We start from the raw sequence: 15,924 nt of genomic DNA on the forward strand, positions 1-15,924 counted from the left end.
GTCCTGCCTGCCTTCATGGCGACACCGGATCGACCACGGAGAAGGGGCGAAGTCCGTCGGTGGCCAATCGCAGTACCTGCACAGGCGGGCCTTCGCCGCGGATCAGCACCTGCTGCGCGCCGATGATGGGCTCCGGTCCCAGCAGCAGCGACGCCACGGGGCGGCCGGCCGCATCGAGGGGCTGGGCGCTCACGCCCGCCATCTGCCAATCCTGGGGAAGGGCGCCGGGCGGCACACCATCGAAGACGAAGCCTTGCTGCGTGACACGCCAGCGCACCGATGCCCCGCTGGCGCGGGCCTGGGCGCGGCCGGCTTCGAGCAGGGCGACGAGGCGCTCGGCCTCGCGGTCCAGGCTGGCGCGCGCCGTGTCGCGCAATGCGAAGCCGACGCCCGCGGTCGCGAAGGCGATGATCGCGACCACCACCAGCAGCTCGATCAGCGTGAAGCCGGCGGCGTGGCGGCGCAGGTGGCTACTGCCAACTGCCGATGTCGGCATCGTTGCCCTCGCCCCCGGGCTGGCCGTCGGCGCCGAGCGAAAGCACATCCACCTCGCCCTTGATGCCCGGATTCACGTACTGGTAGGGCCGGCCCCAGGGATCGTTGGGCAGCTTGTCGACGTAGGGCTTCCAGTTGGGCGCGGCGGGGCCGGTGGTCGGCCGCGTGACCAGGGCCTGCAGGCCTTGTTCGCTCGTCGGGTAGCGCTGGTTGTCCAGACGGTACATCTTGAGCGCGTTCATCAGGTTGTTGACGTCCGTGCGGGCGGCGGTCACCCGCGCGTCGTCCGCGCGGCCGATCACATTGGGCACGATCAGGGCGGCGAGCACGCCGATGATCACCAGCACGACCATCAGTTCGATGAGCGTGAAGCCGCGCTGGAGATGGCTCTGCCGGTTGCGTTTGTAGGAAGCTGTCATGGGCGGCGCATGATAATGCCCGCATATGACGAGTGCGTTGCCCGTACCTTCCCGATGGCCCGTGGCCTTGATCACTGCCGCGCTCTGGGCGGCCGCCGCTGCGAGCGCTGTCTATTGGGGGTTGCGGCTCGCCTCGCCCGCCGGGTCCATGCTGCCGCCGCCGGTGGCTGCGCCGGTGTTGAGCGTGCAGACCGCGGAGGTGGCTCGCGCCTTCGGTGCATTGAAGGTGGCGGCCAGCGCGCCGGTTGCTCCGGACGTGGCCAGCCGATTCAGACTGCTGGGCGTGGCGGCCGACCGCGAAGGCGGTGGCGCCGCGCTCATCGCGGTCGATGGCAAGCCGCCGCGTTCCTATCGCACTGGTGCGGCCTTCGACGGTCAGCTGGTGCTGCAGTCCATCGATACCGCGGGGGTGCACATCGGACCGGCGACCGGTGGCACCGGCTTTCGTTTGATGGTGCCGTCGCGTCCCCTGGCCGTGAATGGGCCGCCGCGGGCGACCACGCCTTGATCTGAGCCTGCGGTTGTTCAGGCCTGGAGGAAGAGGCGGTAGGCGGGGTTGGCGGTCTCTTCGATGAAGGGATAGCCCAGTTCGTCCAGGAAGGCCTGGAACATACCGTCTTCCGCCGCCGGCACCTGCAGGCCGACGAGGATGCGCCCATAGTCCGCGCCCTGGTTGCGGTAGTGGAACAGGCTGATGTTCCAGTTCGGCTTCATCAGGCTCAGGAACTTCAGCAAGGCACCGGGCCGCTCCGGAAAGATGAACCGCAGCAGCCGCTCGTCGCTCGCCAGACCGCTGCGCCCTCCTACCATGTAGCGCACGTGCTCCTTGGCCAGCTCGTCGTGAGTGAGGTCGAGTGCGCCGAACCCGTGGCTTCGGAACAGATGGGCAATGCTGGCGGATTCGCCGCGCTGCTGCGTCGTCAGGCCGACGAACACATGGGCCTGCTGCGCGTCGCTGATGCGGTAGTTGAACTCCGTCACGTTGCGCGGGCCGCCTGGCAACTGGCCCACCAGTTCGCAAAAGCGCCGGAAGCTGCCACGCTCCTCGGGGATGGAGATGGCAAACAGGGCTTCGCGCTCCTCGCCCACCTCGGCGCGTTCGGCCACGAAGCGCAGCCGATCGAAGTTCATGTTGGCGCCACACAGGATGGCGGCATAGGTCTCGCCCCGCTTTCCGTGCGTTTGCACGTACTGCTTGATCGCTGCGACGGCCAGTGCGCCCGCGGGCTCGACGATGCTGCGCGTGTCGATGAAGACGTCCTTGATGCCGGCGCAGACGGCGTCGGTGTCCACCGTGATGAACTCGTCGACGAGGTCACTGGCGATGCGGAAGGTTTCTTCGCCCACCAGCTTGACGGCCGTGCCGTCGGAGAACAGGCCGACATCCGGCAGCGTGACGCGATGCTTGGCGGCCACGGATTGCATCATGGCGTCAGAGTCGTTCATCTGGACGCCGACCACGCGGATCTCCGGCCTGACTGCCTTGATGTAATTGGCGACGCCTGAAATCAACCCGCCGCCGCCGATGGCGACGAAGACGGCGTCCAGGCGGCCCTGGTGCTGGCGAAGGATCTCCATCGCGATCGTGCCCTGCCCGGCGATGACCTCCGGGTCGTCGAAAGGATGCACGAAGGTCAGGCCTTCTCGTTCCTGCAGCGTCAACGCGTATTGATAGGCATCGGAATAGCTGTCGCCGTGCAGGTGGACCTCGCCGCCCAGCCCGCGCACCGCGTCGATCTTGAGCTGGGGCGTCGTGACCGGCATGACGATGACCGCCCGGGTGTCCAGCTTGCGCGCACCCAAGGCGACCCCTTGCGCATGGTTGCCTGCGGAGGCGCAGATGACGCCGCGCGCCAGTTGCTCGGCCGACAGATGGGCCATCTTGTTGTAAGCGCCACGCAGCTTGAAGCTGAAGACAGGCTGCTGGTCTTCACGCTTGAGCAACACCGTATTGCCAACTCTTTCACTCAATGCGCGCGCAGGTTCCAGCGCCGATTCGATGGCCACGTCGTACACGCGGGCGGTCAGAATTTTTTTGAGATAGTCGGCGGGCGTCAGCGCCGGTCCCTGGCTGGTTGGCATGGCGAAGGGGAGGACCAATGAGAACAGCGTTTGATGATACGCGGCACTCGTTTTGCACCCAGGAAGCGGTATGGACACGAATGTCATCTTCCGCTTAACAGCAGTGCAAGCGGCCAACGATTCCGCTTTTTCGGGGCGAGTGCATCCCGGGGACCCCGTGCCCCCCAAGCTCTTAACAATTAAGAAAGAGTCGTCAGACGTTTTTGTCAGAGACCTCGCGATGGGCTTGCTGCAGGCGGAGCGTGCTCGCGTGCAGCGCAAGGAGATTGCGTGGGGGAGCTGGCAGATCATGAGCAACCGCATGGATGCCCATCTGCTGCCCTTGCTGGGTGACCGACTGGCGCGCGACGTGGATGGGGTGGCCGCGCAGGAGTTGATCGATCGCCTGGGGGAGCAGGACTTCACCAGCACGACGATCGCGCAGTACATGGTCCTGCTGCGCAAGACCTTGATGCATGGCGTGCTGACTGGCGTGCTCGATGAGATGCCGCGGCTGCCCAAGGTCAAGATCCGCAGCCAGCCGCGTGGCAGCTTCAGCGTGGCGGAGTACCGGCGCCTGGTTGCCACCGCGAGGCGGTTGGTAGGTCAACCCCATCCCGTCCTCGAGACGCTGCAGCCCGGCGAGCGCTTCTGGATTGCGCGCGAGTTGCTCTACATGCCCCGGGAGTTGCCGTGGCTGATCCGGTGGATGGTGAACACCTTCGTGCGCCCCAGTGACATCAAGAGCGTGAGGCATCGCCACATCGACATCGTGCGTGGCAAGCATGTGTACCTGCGGATGCGGTTGCCCGAGACCAAGCGACACAGCCAGCCGATGGTGAGCCTTCGGCCTGCCGTTCAGGTCTATGAGGTGCTCCGCAGCTACCGTCGCTCGAGAGGCGAGGTGGCGCCCGATGACTACCTCTTCTTCCCTGAATTGAAGAATCGAGAGCACGCGCTCGCGGTCCTCAACTTCTTCTTCAAATGGGTGCTTCAGGAAGCCGGCCTCGAGACCGGCCCGCTTGGGCAGAAGCGAACGCTGTATTGCCTTCGCCATACGGCGATCACCCTGCGTCTGCTCTACGGTCAGGGGATCGACATGCTCACGTTGGCCCGCAACGCGCGGACCAGCGTCAACATGATCGAGCGCTTCTATGCGTCGATCCTGAGTGGCGAGATGAATGTGGGGTTGCTGCAGAGCCGGCGTAGCCGCGGGGATTAGGGCAGCCAGCAGCGCAACTAGCGCAAAAAGCCACCCGGCTCTGGCTGGGTGGCTTTCAAGAGTCTTCGACAACTGGCTCACGCCAGCTTGCATCAGAAGGAGTGGCGAATACCCAGGTCGTAGCCGACCGAGGTCTTCGGCGTATAGCCTCCGACGGCGGTGCCGTTCGTGATCGACACCACGGTCGGAGCCGTGATGCTGTTTGAGCCTGCACTGAAGTTGGCGCCGTTCTTGTTCTTGATGTAAGCCACGGTGGCGTACAGGGCGGTGCGCTTGCTCAGGTTGTGCACGTAGCCCACTGCCAGTTGATCGGCTTTGGGTGGGCTGTAGCTGAGGGTGGAGAGCGGGTTTTGGTCCGTCTTGATCTTCACGTTGCCATAGGAGGCTTTGATCACGCCTGCGCCGACCGGAACGGTCACGCCCAGCAGATAGCCATCCAACTTGGTCGCAGGATTGAACAGGGGTGCGTTTTCGGAGTAGTCGATCACGCTCTTGGTGTTCTGGTACTGGGCAAACAGCTTGGCGGCGCCGAAGTCGTAGCTGCCAGCCAGGCTGAAGTTCTTGACCAATGCGTCGGCTCCCAGGGCGTACGACGATTTGGCGTTTTGCTCGCCGTACGAAAGGGCGACATCCACGGGACCGTTGGCATAGCCAAAGCGGCCGCCCCAGTACCGGCCGCCCCGGCTGTTGTCGTTCAGGCTGCTTTGGATGGCACTGTCGTACTTGCCTTGCTCATGGAATGCGTACTGCAGTTGACCGTAGAAGCCTCCCAGATTGGCGGGCAGGAAGTAGCCGATCGAGTTGTTGCTTCGCACGTTGTTGGCTTCGAACGCGGTCGCGGCGCGCTGAACCAATGCAGTACCCGCGCCGTTCGTGCCGAACGGATCGAACACGGTCAGGTTCCAGAACGTGGGCTTGTAATCACGTCCCAGGCGTACTTCACCGAAGGGGCCCGACAGGCTCACCGTTGAGCGACGCTGGAAACTGAGGCCGCTGGCGGTACCGTCGTCGTTCGACAGCGCACCTTCCAGCCAGAAGCTGGCTGCGAGTCCGCCCCCGAGATCTTCTGTGCCGCGGAAGCCCAGACGGCTGGAACTGTTGGCGGAGTTGTTCAAGCCGGTCTTGCTGGCCTTAGCCGTGCTGGGCAGCAATGCGTACGCCAGAGGGTTGGCCATCAACGTCAGCGGGTCCTGAATCAGCTCACTTTTGTTGGAAACACTGCTGATCGAGGCATCCACAATGCCGAACAGGGTCACCGACGATTGGGCCGAGGCCACACCGGCGACAGCCAGGGCAGCCAGAGCAGCTAGGGTTGTCTGCGACCTCCTAGAGTGGCTGCACCTCGCCCGAAACCGCAAGGCAAAGAAAAAAGCCCCGAATCTTGCGACTCGGGGCCAAATCCACCAATTGGGAGGGTGGAGGAGACAACTGGTGCACACCCTGAGGTATGCGTTGGGATAAAGTATAGCAAAGCAATGCTGCATCGCAACAAGCTGGTGATGCGGAAGCGCAACATTTCTACAGATGCGAGCCACGCCGTGAGCAGTTCACGGCGGTGGGCCAGGAACTCTTACAGATGGAATGCACAGTCAGTTGGACCGGCCACGCCGGGACGCGCTCATCCATGGGGTTTGTTGCCGAGACGGGTAGTGGTCACGTCTTAACCATGGACGGGGCGCCGGACGCTGCACGGCCTGAAAACGGGGGGCAGAATCTCGCCCCGCGGCCGATGGAGACCGTCCTGGCGGGAACTGGGGGATGCACCGCCTACGACGTCGTCATGATCCTTCGCCGCGGACGTCATCAGGTGGAAGGCTGCAGCGTGCGCCTCACCAGCGAACGCGCGCAAAAGGATCCCAAGGTCTTCACCAAGATCCATATGCACTTCACGGTGACCGGCCGTGCGATTCCGGAGGCGGCCGTCGAGCGGGCGATCTCGCTGAGTCATGAAACCTACTGTTCAGCCAGCATCATGCTGGCCAAGACAGCTGAGATCACCACGAGCTATGAGCTTGTGGACAGCTCTGGAGCCGCCTCGTCCTGAGATATCGCGTTCACTGGCGCCTGCCGCGCTACCGGTCGGCGAGGCGCAGGGCATGGTCAGATTCGATGGGCGACGGTGGTCATGACACGCGCGGCCGCGCGCATGAGCCCCTTTGCCGGGGCCGGCAACGGTAGCCCGCCCGCCTCTTCTGCCCAGGCTGCATGAGCGGCTTCGTCCGCCTTCATGCGGGCGACTACCGCGCGGGAGGCGACATCACCGGCGGGCAGACGACTCAAATGGCCGTCCAGATGCGCCTCGACCTGCCTTTCCGTCTCATTGACGAAGCCCAGACTCCACCGGTCACCCAAACGACCAGCGATCAGCCCCAGTGCGAAGGCGCCGCTGTACCAGAGGGGATTCAGCAGTGAGGGTCGAGCGCCGAGCCTGTCCAGGCGCTCGCGCGTCCAACTAAGGTGATCCGTTTCCTCCTGTGCCGCCCGCAGCAGTTCCTGCTTTAGTAACAGGTCTGCGGTAGTCGCCGCCTGCGCACTGTAGAGTGCCTGTGCGCATACCTCGCCCACATGGTTGACGCGCATCAGCGCGCCAGCCTCCTTGCGTTCGGCGGCGGACAACGGTGCTTCGGAACCCACCACGGCTTGGGCGGGAGATGGCGTGCTGGCGCGTGGGCTACCCCAGATCGTGCGCAGCGCGCTATCCACAGCGTTGATACAAGCATCGACAGATGAACTCATGTCGCCATTGGAACGCATCCCGCGGGCGTCTTGCTTGCAGCAAGGTTTCGATGCTTTTCTCTATATGAAACTCCCATGTTCTAGGCGCGAGCGGGAGTGCACCCTGACCTTGTTGTACTGCTGCAACGAAACGCGGAGCCCTCTCCAGATTTGGCCCAATTTGCTTTGCCGTGGCGCCGAGCGTCTGGTGCAATAGCGACAACTTCCCAAAAGGAGGTTGGCCCGGGGCCCGGCGGGAGCACAGCATGTGCCAGCGCGGTGAACCCTTCGCACCGGCGCCCTATGTTTAACCTTGGAGAAACTTGCAATGAAAAAATCTCTAGTTGCTCTGGCTGCCCTGGCTGTCGCCGGTGTGGCCTCGGCCCAATCGTCGGTGACCCTGTTCGGTATCGTTGACGCTTCCGTGAGCGGCGTGTCGAACAAGAGCGAACTGGTGACCAACCCCGCGGTTCTGCTGGCCAACCCGTTCGCCTACGCGTTCCTGCCCCAGTCGACCTCGGTGAGCAAGACCGGCCTGAACAACTCGGCCAACAGCTCCAGCCGTCTGGGCTTCCGCGGTGTGGAAGACCTGGGTGGCGGTCTGGCTGCCAGCTTCTGGCTGGAAGGCGCGCTGTCGAACGACGACGGCACCGCCAGCGGCTTCAACTTCCAGCGTCGTTCCACCGTGAGCCTGTCGGGCCCCTTCGGTGAAGTGCGTCTGGGCCGTGACTACAAGCCGACGTTCTGGAACCTGACCGTGTTCGATCCGTTCGGCACGAACGGCGCCGGCACCGCCCTGGTGCAGCGCGCCATCAGCGGCAGCACCGCTCTGCCTGGCATCGAAACGTCGAACGTTCGCGCCAACAACAGCGTCGGCTACTTCCTGCCCCCGAACCTGGGTGGTTTCTACGGTCAGGCGATGTACAGCTTCAGCGAGCAGACGAAGTACGACAACTTCCTGCAAGCCAGCGCCAACAACAACAGCCGCGGTGGCCGTTACTGGGGTGGCCGCTTCGGCTACGCCAACGGTCCCCTGGACGTCGCTGTGGCCTACGGCGAGCAGATCAACACGTCGAACTTCGCAGTCGGCACCAACAACCTGTCGAAGAACTTCAACGTCGGCGGCAGCTACGACTTCGGCGTCGCCAAGCTGTTCGCTCAGTACGTGAACGTCAAGGGCACTGTTGACTACTCGGGCGGCAACCAGCCCCTGTTCAACCCCGACACGAAGCTCGACGGCTACCTGCTGGGCGTGACCGTGCCGGTCGGCGCTGGCCAGATCAAGGCTTCCTACGGCCACGTGAAGACCAAGGTCGACCAGAGCCCCCTGGTGTACCTGACGAACCCGTTCTTCACGTACAACGCTCCGAAGGCTGACCAGCTGGCTCTGGGCTATGTTCACAACCTGAGCAAGCGCACCGCCCTGTACGCCACCGTGGCCTACATCAAGAACAAGAACGGCGCCGACTACAGCGCTGGTTCGGGCAACATCACGGCTCCGTACGTTGCCACGTTCACCAACGCCTTCGGCACGGGTACCTACCTGCCGAAGAACTCGGTGGGCTACGACTTCGGTATCCGCCACTCGTTCTAATCCGATGCTGGCGAAAGCCAGCTGACGATGAAGTTCGACAAAGCCACCCGGTGCAAGCCGGGTGGCTTTTTTCATGGCCGCGGGCCTTCGCTGTCTTCGCTGGAGCGTCGATTTCACGGGGTGTTGCGGCGCACTGCCGAAGCGCTGGTCGCCCCCCCGTCGGCGCTGCGCGCCCTAGTGCTTTCCATGAACCAAAACGGGGCGCTGGGCGCGGTGTTTGGTCTTATGCTCCCTGCGGCCGGGATGCGGTCTGGGCATGTCCTTTGCTCTGCATCCTGCTTCGAGGAATTTCCCCACGCATGCTCGCCTTCGTCCTGCGCCGCCTCATCCAGGCCGTCATCGTCATGGTGGCGGTGGCCTTCATCGCCTTCCTGCTCTTCCAGTATGTGGGCGATCCGGTGGTCTTCCTCCTGGGGCAGGATGCGACGCCCGACCAGATCCGCGAGCTGCGGTCTGCACTCGGCCTCGATCAGCCCTTCTTCGTGCAGTATTGGCACTTCCTGATCAACGCGGCCCAGGGCGAGTTCGGCCTGAGTCTGCGCCAAGGTGCCAAGGTGTCCAGCCTCATCGCCGAGCGCTTCCCTGCCACATTGGAACTGGCGCTGGTTGCAGCAGGACTCGCGTTGCTGCTGGGCATTCCGATGGGCGTGTATGCGGCACTGCGCCGCGGCAGCTTCATGAGCCAGATGTTCATGACGCTGTCTCTGTTGGGCGTCTCGCTGCCCACCTTCCTGATCGGCATCCTGCTCATCCTGGTGTTCGCGGTGCATCTGGGCTGGTTCCCCAGCTTCGGGCGAGGCGACGTGGTGCAGATCGGCTGGTGGCGGACAGGCCTGCTCACGCTCGACGGCTGGCACCACCTGGTGCTACCGGCCGTGACGCTGGCCATCTTCCAGCTCACGCTGATCATGCGGCTGGTGCGTGCCGAGATGCTCGAGGTGCTGCGCACCGACTACATCAAGTTCGCGCGGGCGCGGGGCCTGTCGAACCGTGCCATCCATTTCGGCCATGCGCTCAAGAACACGCTGGTGCCGGTGATGACCATCACCGGGCTGCAACTGGGGGGGCTGATCGCCTTCGCCATCATCACCGAGACCGTGTTCCAGTGGCCCGGCATGGGCCTGCTCTTCATCCAGGCCGTGACCTTCGCCGACATCCCGGTGATGGCGGCCTACCTTTGCCTCATCGCGTTGATCTTCGTCGTGATCAACCTGGTGGTGGACCTGCTGTACTTCGCCGTCGATCCGCGGCTGCGCGTGGGCAAGGCGGGCGGCCATTGATCGGCCAGCGCGAACCCTTTTGCCGCGCAGCGATCCTTCAGCCATGAACACACAACGCCTGTACGCGAACGGCCGGGCTTTCGAGCACATCGCCCGCTTCCATCCTGAACTCACCGCCTTCCGGCGCGACCTGCATGCGAACCCCGAACTGGGCTTCGAAGAGGTCTACACCGCGGGTCGGGTCAAGGCCGCCTTGCAGGCCTGCGGCGTGGACGAAATCCACACCGGCATCGGCAAGACCGGCGTGGTCGGCATCATCCGCGGCCGCTCCACGGCCAGCGGCCGCATGATCGGCCTGCGCGCCGACATGGATGCGCTGCCGATGAAGGAGGACAACGACCTGCCCTGGTGCTCCGGCAAGTCGGGCCTGATGCACGGCTGCGGCCACGACGGGCACACGGCCATGCTGGTGGGCGCGGCCCGCTACCTCGCCGAGACGCGCCACTTCGACGGCACCGCGGTGCTGATCTTCCAGCCGGGCGAAGAGGGCTTCGCAGGCGCCCGCGTGATGATCGAGGACGGGCTGTTCGAGCGCTTCCCCGTCGATGCCGTCTATGCCATGCACAACTGGCCGGCACTGCCCGCCGGCACCATCGGCATCAACCGCGGCGCCATGATGGCGGCGGCGGACCGCATCACCATCCGGATCACGGGCAAGGGCGGCCATGGCGCGCATGCCTACCTGACGGTCGATCCGGTCGTGGTGGCGGCCCACATCATCACGGCTGCGCAGACCATCACGTCGCGCAACGTGCGGCCCATCGACGCCGCTGTGGTCAGCCTTTGCGCCGTGCAGGCGGGCGACCTCGATGCCTTCAGCGTCATCCCCGGCACCGCCACGCTGGTCGGTACCGTGCGCACCTTCAGTTCGCGCGTGCAGGCGCAGGTCGAGCAGCGCCTGCGCGAGCTGTGCACGCAGGTGGCCGCGGCCTTCGGCGCCACGGCCGAGCTGACCTACGAACGCATCTACCCTGCCACCATCAACACGGCGCCCGAGGCGCAGTTCGCCGCCGACGTGGCGGCTGCCATCGTGGGCGAGGGCAATGTCGACCGCCACCTCGAGCCCAGCATGGGCGCCGAGGACTTCTCCTTCATGCTGCAGAAGAAGGCCGGTGCCTATCTGCGCCTCGGCCAGGACGCCCGCGGCGGCGCCTTCCTGCACAACAGCCGCTACGACTTCAACGATGACATCCTGCCTCTGGGCGCCGCGCTGCATGCGGGCCTGGTGGAACAGGGCATGCCCCTGGCCGGTGAAGCCGTCCGGGGTACCGAGGCCGTCGCAAGCCGCGCGGCCTCACAAGACAGGGCCGCCACCGCGGCCCCATGACCGATCGTCCCGAGCCTTGACCAACCCGAGGAGTGATTCCATGAGCTTCAAGAAAAAAGCCGCTGTCGCGGCCGTGCTGGCCGCGGCCAGCCTGATCGCCAGCGCCCAGACGGTGCGCATCGCCAACCAGGGCGACGCGCTGTCGCTGGACCCGCATTCGCTCAATGAATCGCTTCAGCTGTCGGTGGACCTGAACGTCTACGAGGGCCTGACCGACCGCAACAAGGACCTGAGCCTGGCGCCGGCCCTGGCCACGTCCTGGAAGCAGACCGCGCCCGACACCTGGCGCTTCGAGTTGCGCAAGGGCGTGACCTTTCATGACGGCACGCCCTTCACGGCCGACGACGTGATCTTCAGCATCGCGCGCGCGGGCGGCGACGGCTCCGATGTAAAGGCCAAGGTCAACGACATCCAGGAAGTGCGCAAGGTCAACGACCATGCCGTGGACATCGTCACCAAGGGTCCCTTCCCGATCCTGCCGGACGTGCTGTCCGACCTCGCCATCATGAGCAAGAAGTGGTGCGAGGAGAACAAGGCCGAGAAGCCGGTGGACCGACGAAAGGGCATCGAGAACACGGCCTCCTTCAAGGCCAACGGCACCGGCCCCTTCCGCGTGCGCGAGCGCCAGCCCAACGTCCGCACGGTATTCGTGCGCAACATGAACTACTGGGGCAAGATCGAAGGCAATGCGCAGGAAGTGATCTTCACGCCCATCGCCAACCCGGCCACCCGCGTGGCGGCGCTGGTTTCGGGCGAGGTGGACGTGATGGAGCCGGTGCCCGTGCAGGACATCGCCCGCATCAATGCGAGCCCCAGCGCGCGCGTGGTGGTCGGCCCCGAGCTGCGCACCATCTTCCTGGGCATGGACCAGAAGCGCGACGAGCTGCTGTACTCCAGCGTGAAGGGCAAGAACCCCTTCAAGGACAAGCGCGTGCGCCAGGCCTTCTACCAGGCCATTGACATCAACGGCATCCAGAAGACGGTGATGCGCGGCGCCTCCCGTCCCACGGCGCTGATGGTGGGCCCCGGCATCAATGGCTGGACCGAGGCGCAGGACAAGCGACTGCCCTACGACCCCGAGGCCGCCAAGAAGCTGCTGGCCGATGCCGGCTACCCCAGCGGCTTCGAGGTCACGATGAACTGCCCCAACGACCGCTACGTCAACGACGCACAGGTCTGCCAGGCAGTGGCGGCCAACCTGGCGCGCATCGGCGTCAAGATCAATCTGGCGGCCGAGACCAAGGGCACCTACTTCCCCAAGATCCTGCGCCGCGACACCAGCTTCTACCTGCTGGGCTGGACGCCCACCACCTACGACTCGCACAACGCGCTGGACGCGCTGATGCGCTGCCCCAACGACAAGGACGGCAGCGGTCAGTTCAACCTGGGCGCCTACTGCAATCCCAAGCTCGACGAGCTGATCGGCCAGATCAAGTCGGAGACCGACAAGGCCAAGCGCCAGGGCCTGATCGAAGCGGCCTTCAAGATCCACACCGACGACATCGGCCACCTGCCGCTGCACCAGCAGTCGCTGGCCTGGGGCGTGAGCAAGAAGGTGTCGCTGACCCAGCGGGCCGACAACTTCATGCCCTTCAAGTGGATCAGCATCAAGTGACCGGCCGGGCGTGAGGGCAGCCAGCGGCTGAACATCACGTACGCACCGCCCTGGCCGTGCAGAACGATGGCCAGGGCGGCACGCACTTCGCTTGGCAGGGTGACGGGCGCCGGATTCGCCCCTTGCCCATTACCTCTCCCCCGATGAAGAACACGCTCCTCCGTTGGCTCGACAGCGATGTCGGCCACAGTTTCAGGACCTCGCCCGTGGCGGTGGCCGCGGCGGTCATCGCCTTCGTCTGCATCTTCTGCTCGGTGTTCGCCGGCTGGGTGGCGCCGCACAACCCCTTCGATCTTGCTTCGCTGGAGCTGGGCGATGCGCGGCTGCCGCCGGCCTGGAGCGAGGGCGGCAGCAGCAAGTACCTGCTGGGCACCGATGACCAGGGACGCGACATCCTCTCGGCGCTGATCTACGGCGCGCGCATCTCGCTGGTGGTGGGCGTGGTGTCGGTCATCCTGTCGGTGGTGGTGGGCGTGCTGCTGGGCCTGCTCGCGGGCTTCCTGGGCGGCTGGCTCGATGCCTTCCTGATGCGGCTGTGTGACGTGATGCTGTCCTTCCCGCCCATCCTGGTGGCGCTGCTGATCGCGGGCGTGGGGCGTGCGCTCTTTCCCAATGCGCACGAGTCGCTGGCCTTCGGCGTGCTGATCATCTCGATCTCGCTCACGGGCTGGGTGCAGTACGCGCGCACGGTGCGCGGCTCCACGCTGGTGGAGCGCAGCAAGGAATACGTGCAGGCGGCGCGCGTCACCGGTGTGGCGCCGCTGCGCATCATGCTGCGCCATGTGCTGCCCAACGTGACGGGTCCGGTGCTGGTGCTGGCCACCATCCAGGTGGCGACGGCCATCATCACCGAGGCCACACTCAGCTTCCTGGGCGTGGGCGTGCCGCCCACCTCGCCCTCGCTGGGCACACTGATCCGCGTCGGCAACGACTACCTGTTCTCCGGCGAATGGTGGATCACGGTCTTTCCCGGCGCCATGCTGGTGCTGATCGCGCTGTCGGTGAACCTGCTGGGCGACTGGCTGCGCGATGCTTTAAATCCCCGGCTGCGGTGAAAGAAGGACATACCGCCATGAGCCTTCTTCAGGTCAAGAACCTCGTCGTCGAATTCCCCGGCCGCCGCGGCACGCTGCGGGCGCTGGACGACATCTCCTTCGACATCGCGCCGGGCGAGATCCTGGGCGTAGTGGGCGAGTCGGGCGCCGGCAAGTCGCTCACGGGCGCGGCCATCATCGGCCTGCTGGAGCCGCCGGGCCGCGTGGCCAGCGGACAGATCCTGCTGCAGGGCCAGCGCATCGACAACCTCGGCTATGAGCAGATGCGCCATATCCGCGGCCGCAAGATCGGCGCGATCTTCCAGGATCCGCTCACCTCGCTGAACCCGCTCTACACCGTGGGCCGGCAGTTGGTGGAAACCGTCCGCGCGCACCTGCCCGTGACCGAGTCCGAGGCCAAGCGTCGCGCCATCGCGCTGCTGCAGGACACGGGCATCCCGGCGGCCGAGCAGCGCATCGACCACTATCCCCACCAGTTCTCCGGCGGCATGCGCCAGCGCGTGGTGATCGCGCTGGCGCTCGCGGCCGAGCCGCAGCTGATCGTGGCCGACGAGCCCACCACCGCGCTGGACGTGTCGATCCAGGCGCAGATCATCCAGCTGCTCAAGCGCCTGTGCCGCGAGCGCGGCGCGGCCGTCATGCTGATCACCCACGACATGGGCGTGATCGCCGAGACCTGCGACCGCGTGGCCGTGATGTACGCCGGCCGCATCGCCGAGATCGGCCCCGTGCACGAAGTGATCCACCAGCCCGCGCATCCCTACACCGCCGGGCTGATGGCGTCGATCCCGGAGATGGACAGCGACCGCGAGCGGCTGAACCAGATCGACGGCGCCATGCCGCGCCTCAATGCGATTCCCCAGGGCTGCGCCTACAACCCGCGCTGCCCGCGGGTGTTCGACCGCTGCCTGCAGGAGCGGCCCGAGCTGATGGCCGCCGGCGCCACGCGTGCCGCCTGCTGGCTGCACGACGGGACCGATCCGCACCGTGGTCATGACCGTCTGGCCGCCCAGCATGCCGCCGCGGTGGCGCACGGCGAACGGGCCACCCCCGACGCCGCCACGCCTGTCCAGGAGATCGACGAATGAGTGCCGCGTTCGTGCCTTCCGCAAAAGCCGACGCGGCCGCCGGCACGGCGCCGCTGGTCGTCGCCCATGACCTGGCCCGCACCTTCGACGTGTCGGCCCCCTGGCTCAATCGCGTGCTGGAGCGCAAGCCCCGCACGCTGCTGCATGCCGTCGACGGCGTGAGCTTCGAGATCGAGCGCGGCAAGACGCTGGCGCTGGTGGGTGAATCGGGCTGTGGCAAAAGCACCGTCGCCCGCCTGCTGGTGGGCCTGTACGAGCCCACGCGCGGCGGCATGCGCTTCGACGGCCAGGATGCGCATGCGGCCTACCGTACATCCGCCGGACGTCAGCTGCGTCGGCGCATCCAGATGATCTTCCAGGACCCGTACGCCAGCCTCAATCCGCGCTGGGTGGTCGAGGACATCATTGCCGAGCCGCTGCGCGAGCACGGCATCCTGCGCGAGAAGGCGCCGGTGCGCGAGCGCGTGGGCGAGCTGCTGCGCTCGGTGGGCCTGTCGCCGCTGGACATGACCAAGTACCCGCACCAGTTCTCGGGCGGGCAACGCCAGCGCATCTCCATCGCCCGGGCGCTGGCCACGGCGCCCGAGTTCCTGGTCTGCGACGAGCCCACTTCGGCCCTGGACGTGAGCGTGCAGGCGCAGGTGCTCAACATCATGAAGGACCTGCAGCGCGAGCGGGGCCTGACCTACCTGTTCATCTCGCACAACCTCGCCGTGGTGCGCCATGTGAGCGACCAGGTGGGCGTGATGTACCTGGGCCGGCTGGTGGAGCTGGCGAACAAGGCCGAGCTCTTCGCGCAGCCGCGCCATCCGTACACGCGCATGCTGCTGGACGCGATCCCGCAGATGCATGCGACCGGCCGCTCCCGTACGCCGGTGCAGGGCGAGGTGCCCAATCCGCTCAATCCGCCCACGGGCTGCGCCTTCCACCCACGCTGCCCGCATGCCAACGCGCGTTGCTCGGCCGAGCGGCCGGCGTTGCTGTCCATCGGCGGCGTGCGCGTGGCCTGCCACGCGGTGGAAGAGGGGCGCATCTGATCCGTTGAGCGCGGGG

Annotated in this window: 15 protein-coding genes; 10 read left to right on the forward strand and 5 right to left on the reverse strand. The window is 65.7% G+C overall.

The genetic code is table 11. From position 1 onward, the window contains the following. Positions 1 to 13 precede the first annotated feature (13 nt). Complete coding sequence (locus ACT54X_RS11805) at positions 14 to 496, reverse strand: prepilin-type N-terminal cleavage/methylation domain-containing protein (RefSeq protein ID WP_294370669.1); 483 nt, start codon at positions 494 to 496, stop codon at positions 14 to 16. After that, positions 471 to 914 carry a type II secretion system major pseudopilin GspG gene (gspG, locus tag ACT54X_RS11810; protein WP_017758012.1) on the reverse strand — a complete coding sequence of 148 codons (444 nt, stop codon included), beginning with the start codon at positions 912 to 914 and terminating at the stop codon, positions 471 to 473. Before gspG ends, ACT54X_RS11805 begins: the two co-directional genes overlap by 26 nt. A gap of 61 nt (positions 915 to 975) precedes the next feature. Here gspG and ACT54X_RS11815 point away from each other — a divergent pair, with 61 nt between their 5' ends. Beyond that, positions 976 to 1,422, forward strand: coding sequence for a type II secretion system protein N (locus ACT54X_RS11815; RefSeq protein ID WP_476346669.1), 447 nt, complete (start codon positions 976 to 978; stop codon positions 1,420 to 1,422). A 17-nt stretch (positions 1,423 to 1,439) separates the two neighbouring features. Here the strand turns inward: ACT54X_RS11815 and ilvA are convergent, their stop codons facing one another. Then, positions 1,440 to 2,996, reverse strand: coding sequence for a threonine ammonia-lyase, biosynthetic (gene ilvA, locus ACT54X_RS11820; protein ID WP_294370776.1), 1,557 nt, complete (start codon positions 2,994 to 2,996; stop codon positions 1,440 to 1,442). 220 nt (positions 2,997 to 3,216) lie between these two features. Between ilvA and ACT54X_RS11825 the strand changes: the two genes are divergently transcribed. Continuing rightward, complete coding sequence (locus ACT54X_RS11825; RefSeq protein ID WP_294370665.1) at positions 3,217 to 4,197, forward strand: site-specific integrase; 981 nt, start codon at positions 3,217 to 3,219, stop codon at positions 4,195 to 4,197. A 92-nt stretch (positions 4,198 to 4,289) separates the two neighbouring features. Here the strand turns inward: ACT54X_RS11825 and ACT54X_RS11830 are convergent, their stop codons facing one another. Continuing rightward, on the reverse strand, positions 4,290 to 5,555 hold the full coding sequence (locus tag ACT54X_RS11830) for a porin (protein ID WP_476346671.1): 1,266 nt from the start codon (positions 5,553 to 5,555) through the stop codon (positions 4,290 to 4,292). A 218-nt stretch (positions 5,556 to 5,773) separates the two neighbouring features. On the opposite strand from ACT54X_RS11830, the gene ACT54X_RS11835 reads away from it, so the two are divergent. Further along, positions 5,774 to 6,241, forward strand: coding sequence for an OsmC family protein (locus ACT54X_RS11835; protein ID WP_294370664.1), 468 nt, complete (start codon positions 5,774 to 5,776; stop codon positions 6,239 to 6,241). Positions 6,242 to 6,297: 56 nt separating this feature from the next. Here the strand turns inward: ACT54X_RS11835 and coq7 are convergent, their stop codons facing one another. Continuing rightward, entirely contained in the window at positions 6,298 to 6,933 is a 636-nt protein-coding gene (gene coq7, locus ACT54X_RS11840) for a 2-polyprenyl-3-methyl-6-methoxy-1,4-benzoquinone monooxygenase (RefSeq protein ID WP_294370663.1), read from the reverse strand. Positions 6,934 to 7,240: 307 nt separating this feature from the next. Between coq7 and ACT54X_RS11845 the strand changes: the two genes are divergently transcribed. From ACT54X_RS11845 to ACT54X_RS11875, 7 genes are all read left to right on the forward strand, one after another. Continuing rightward, positions 7,241 to 8,506, forward strand: coding sequence for a porin (locus ACT54X_RS11845; protein ID WP_114802247.1), 1,266 nt, complete (start codon positions 7,241 to 7,243; stop codon positions 8,504 to 8,506). A gap of 299 nt (positions 8,507 to 8,805) precedes the next feature. Next, the gene (locus tag ACT54X_RS11850; protein WP_234194470.1) at positions 8,806 to 9,786 is read left to right on the forward strand and encodes an ABC transporter permease; all 981 of its coding nucleotides are present in this window, start codon (positions 8,806 to 8,808) and stop codon (positions 9,784 to 9,786) included. Between the two features lie 43 nt (positions 9,787 to 9,829). Beyond that, complete coding sequence (locus ACT54X_RS11855; protein WP_476346673.1) at positions 9,830 to 11,113, forward strand: M20 aminoacylase family protein; 1,284 nt, start codon at positions 9,830 to 9,832, stop codon at positions 11,111 to 11,113. Positions 11,114 to 11,153: 40 nt separating this feature from the next. Next, positions 11,154 to 12,728 (forward strand): ABC transporter substrate-binding protein, encoded by a 1,575-nt coding sequence (locus ACT54X_RS11860; RefSeq protein WP_476346675.1) that lies wholly within the window; start codon positions 11,154 to 11,156, stop codon positions 12,726 to 12,728. Positions 12,729 to 12,871: 143 nt separating this feature from the next. Next, entirely contained in the window at positions 12,872 to 13,783 is a 912-nt protein-coding gene (locus ACT54X_RS11865) for an ABC transporter permease (RefSeq protein WP_058642604.1), read from the forward strand. 17 nt (positions 13,784 to 13,800) lie between these two features. Further along, on the forward strand, positions 13,801 to 14,871 hold the full coding sequence (locus ACT54X_RS11870; RefSeq protein ID WP_476346678.1) for an ABC transporter ATP-binding protein: 1,071 nt from the start codon (positions 13,801 to 13,803) through the stop codon (positions 14,869 to 14,871). Then, positions 14,868 to 15,908, forward strand: a complete 1,041-nt coding sequence (locus ACT54X_RS11875; protein ID WP_294370656.1) for an ABC transporter ATP-binding protein — start codon at positions 14,868 to 14,870, stop codon at positions 15,906 to 15,908. Before ACT54X_RS11870 ends, ACT54X_RS11875 begins: the two co-directional genes overlap by 4 nt. Positions 15,909 to 15,924 lie beyond the last annotated feature (16 nt).

Source organism: Pseudacidovorax sp. DMC4, from assembly GCF_056314265.1.

Bases quoted from the DNA above. Each gene is read 5' to 3' on its own strand.
- ACT54X_RS11865 (WP_058642604.1), top strand. From the start codon at position 12,872: ATGAAGAACACGCTCCTCCGTTGGCTCGACAGCGATGTCGGCCACAGT.
- coq7 (WP_294370663.1), bottom strand. From the start codon at position 6,933: ATGAGTTCATCTGTCGATGCTTGTATCAACGCTGTGGATAGCGCGCTG.
- ACT54X_RS11825 (WP_294370665.1), top strand. From the start codon at position 3,217: ATGGGCTTGCTGCAGGCGGAGCGTGCTCGCGTGCAGCGCAAGGAGATT.
- gspG (WP_017758012.1), bottom strand. From the start codon at position 914: ATGACAGCTTCCTACAAACGCAACCGGCAGAGCCATCTCCAGCGCGGC.
- ACT54X_RS11870 (WP_476346678.1), top strand. From the start codon at position 13,801: ATGAGCCTTCTTCAGGTCAAGAACCTCGTCGTCGAATTCCCCGGCCGC.
- ACT54X_RS11875 (WP_294370656.1), top strand. From the start codon at position 14,868: ATGAGTGCCGCGTTCGTGCCTTCCGCAAAAGCCGACGCGGCCGCCGGC.
- ilvA (WP_294370776.1), bottom strand. From the start codon at position 2,996: ATGCCAACCAGCCAGGGACCGGCGCTGACGCCCGCCGACTATCTCAAA.
- ACT54X_RS11860 (WP_476346675.1), top strand. From the start codon at position 11,154: ATGAGCTTCAAGAAAAAAGCCGCTGTCGCGGCCGTGCTGGCCGCGGCC.
- ACT54X_RS11855 (WP_476346673.1), top strand. From the start codon at position 9,830: ATGAACACACAACGCCTGTACGCGAACGGCCGGGCTTTCGAGCACATC.
- ACT54X_RS11845 (WP_114802247.1), top strand. From the start codon at position 7,241: ATGAAAAAATCTCTAGTTGCTCTGGCTGCCCTGGCTGTCGCCGGTGTG.
- ACT54X_RS11805 (WP_294370669.1), bottom strand. From the start codon at position 496: ATGCCGACATCGGCAGTTGGCAGTAGCCACCTGCGCCGCCACGCCGCC.
- ACT54X_RS11835 (WP_294370664.1), top strand. From the start codon at position 5,774: ATGGAATGCACAGTCAGTTGGACCGGCCACGCCGGGACGCGCTCATCC.
- ACT54X_RS11850 (WP_234194470.1), top strand. From the start codon at position 8,806: ATGCTCGCCTTCGTCCTGCGCCGCCTCATCCAGGCCGTCATCGTCATG.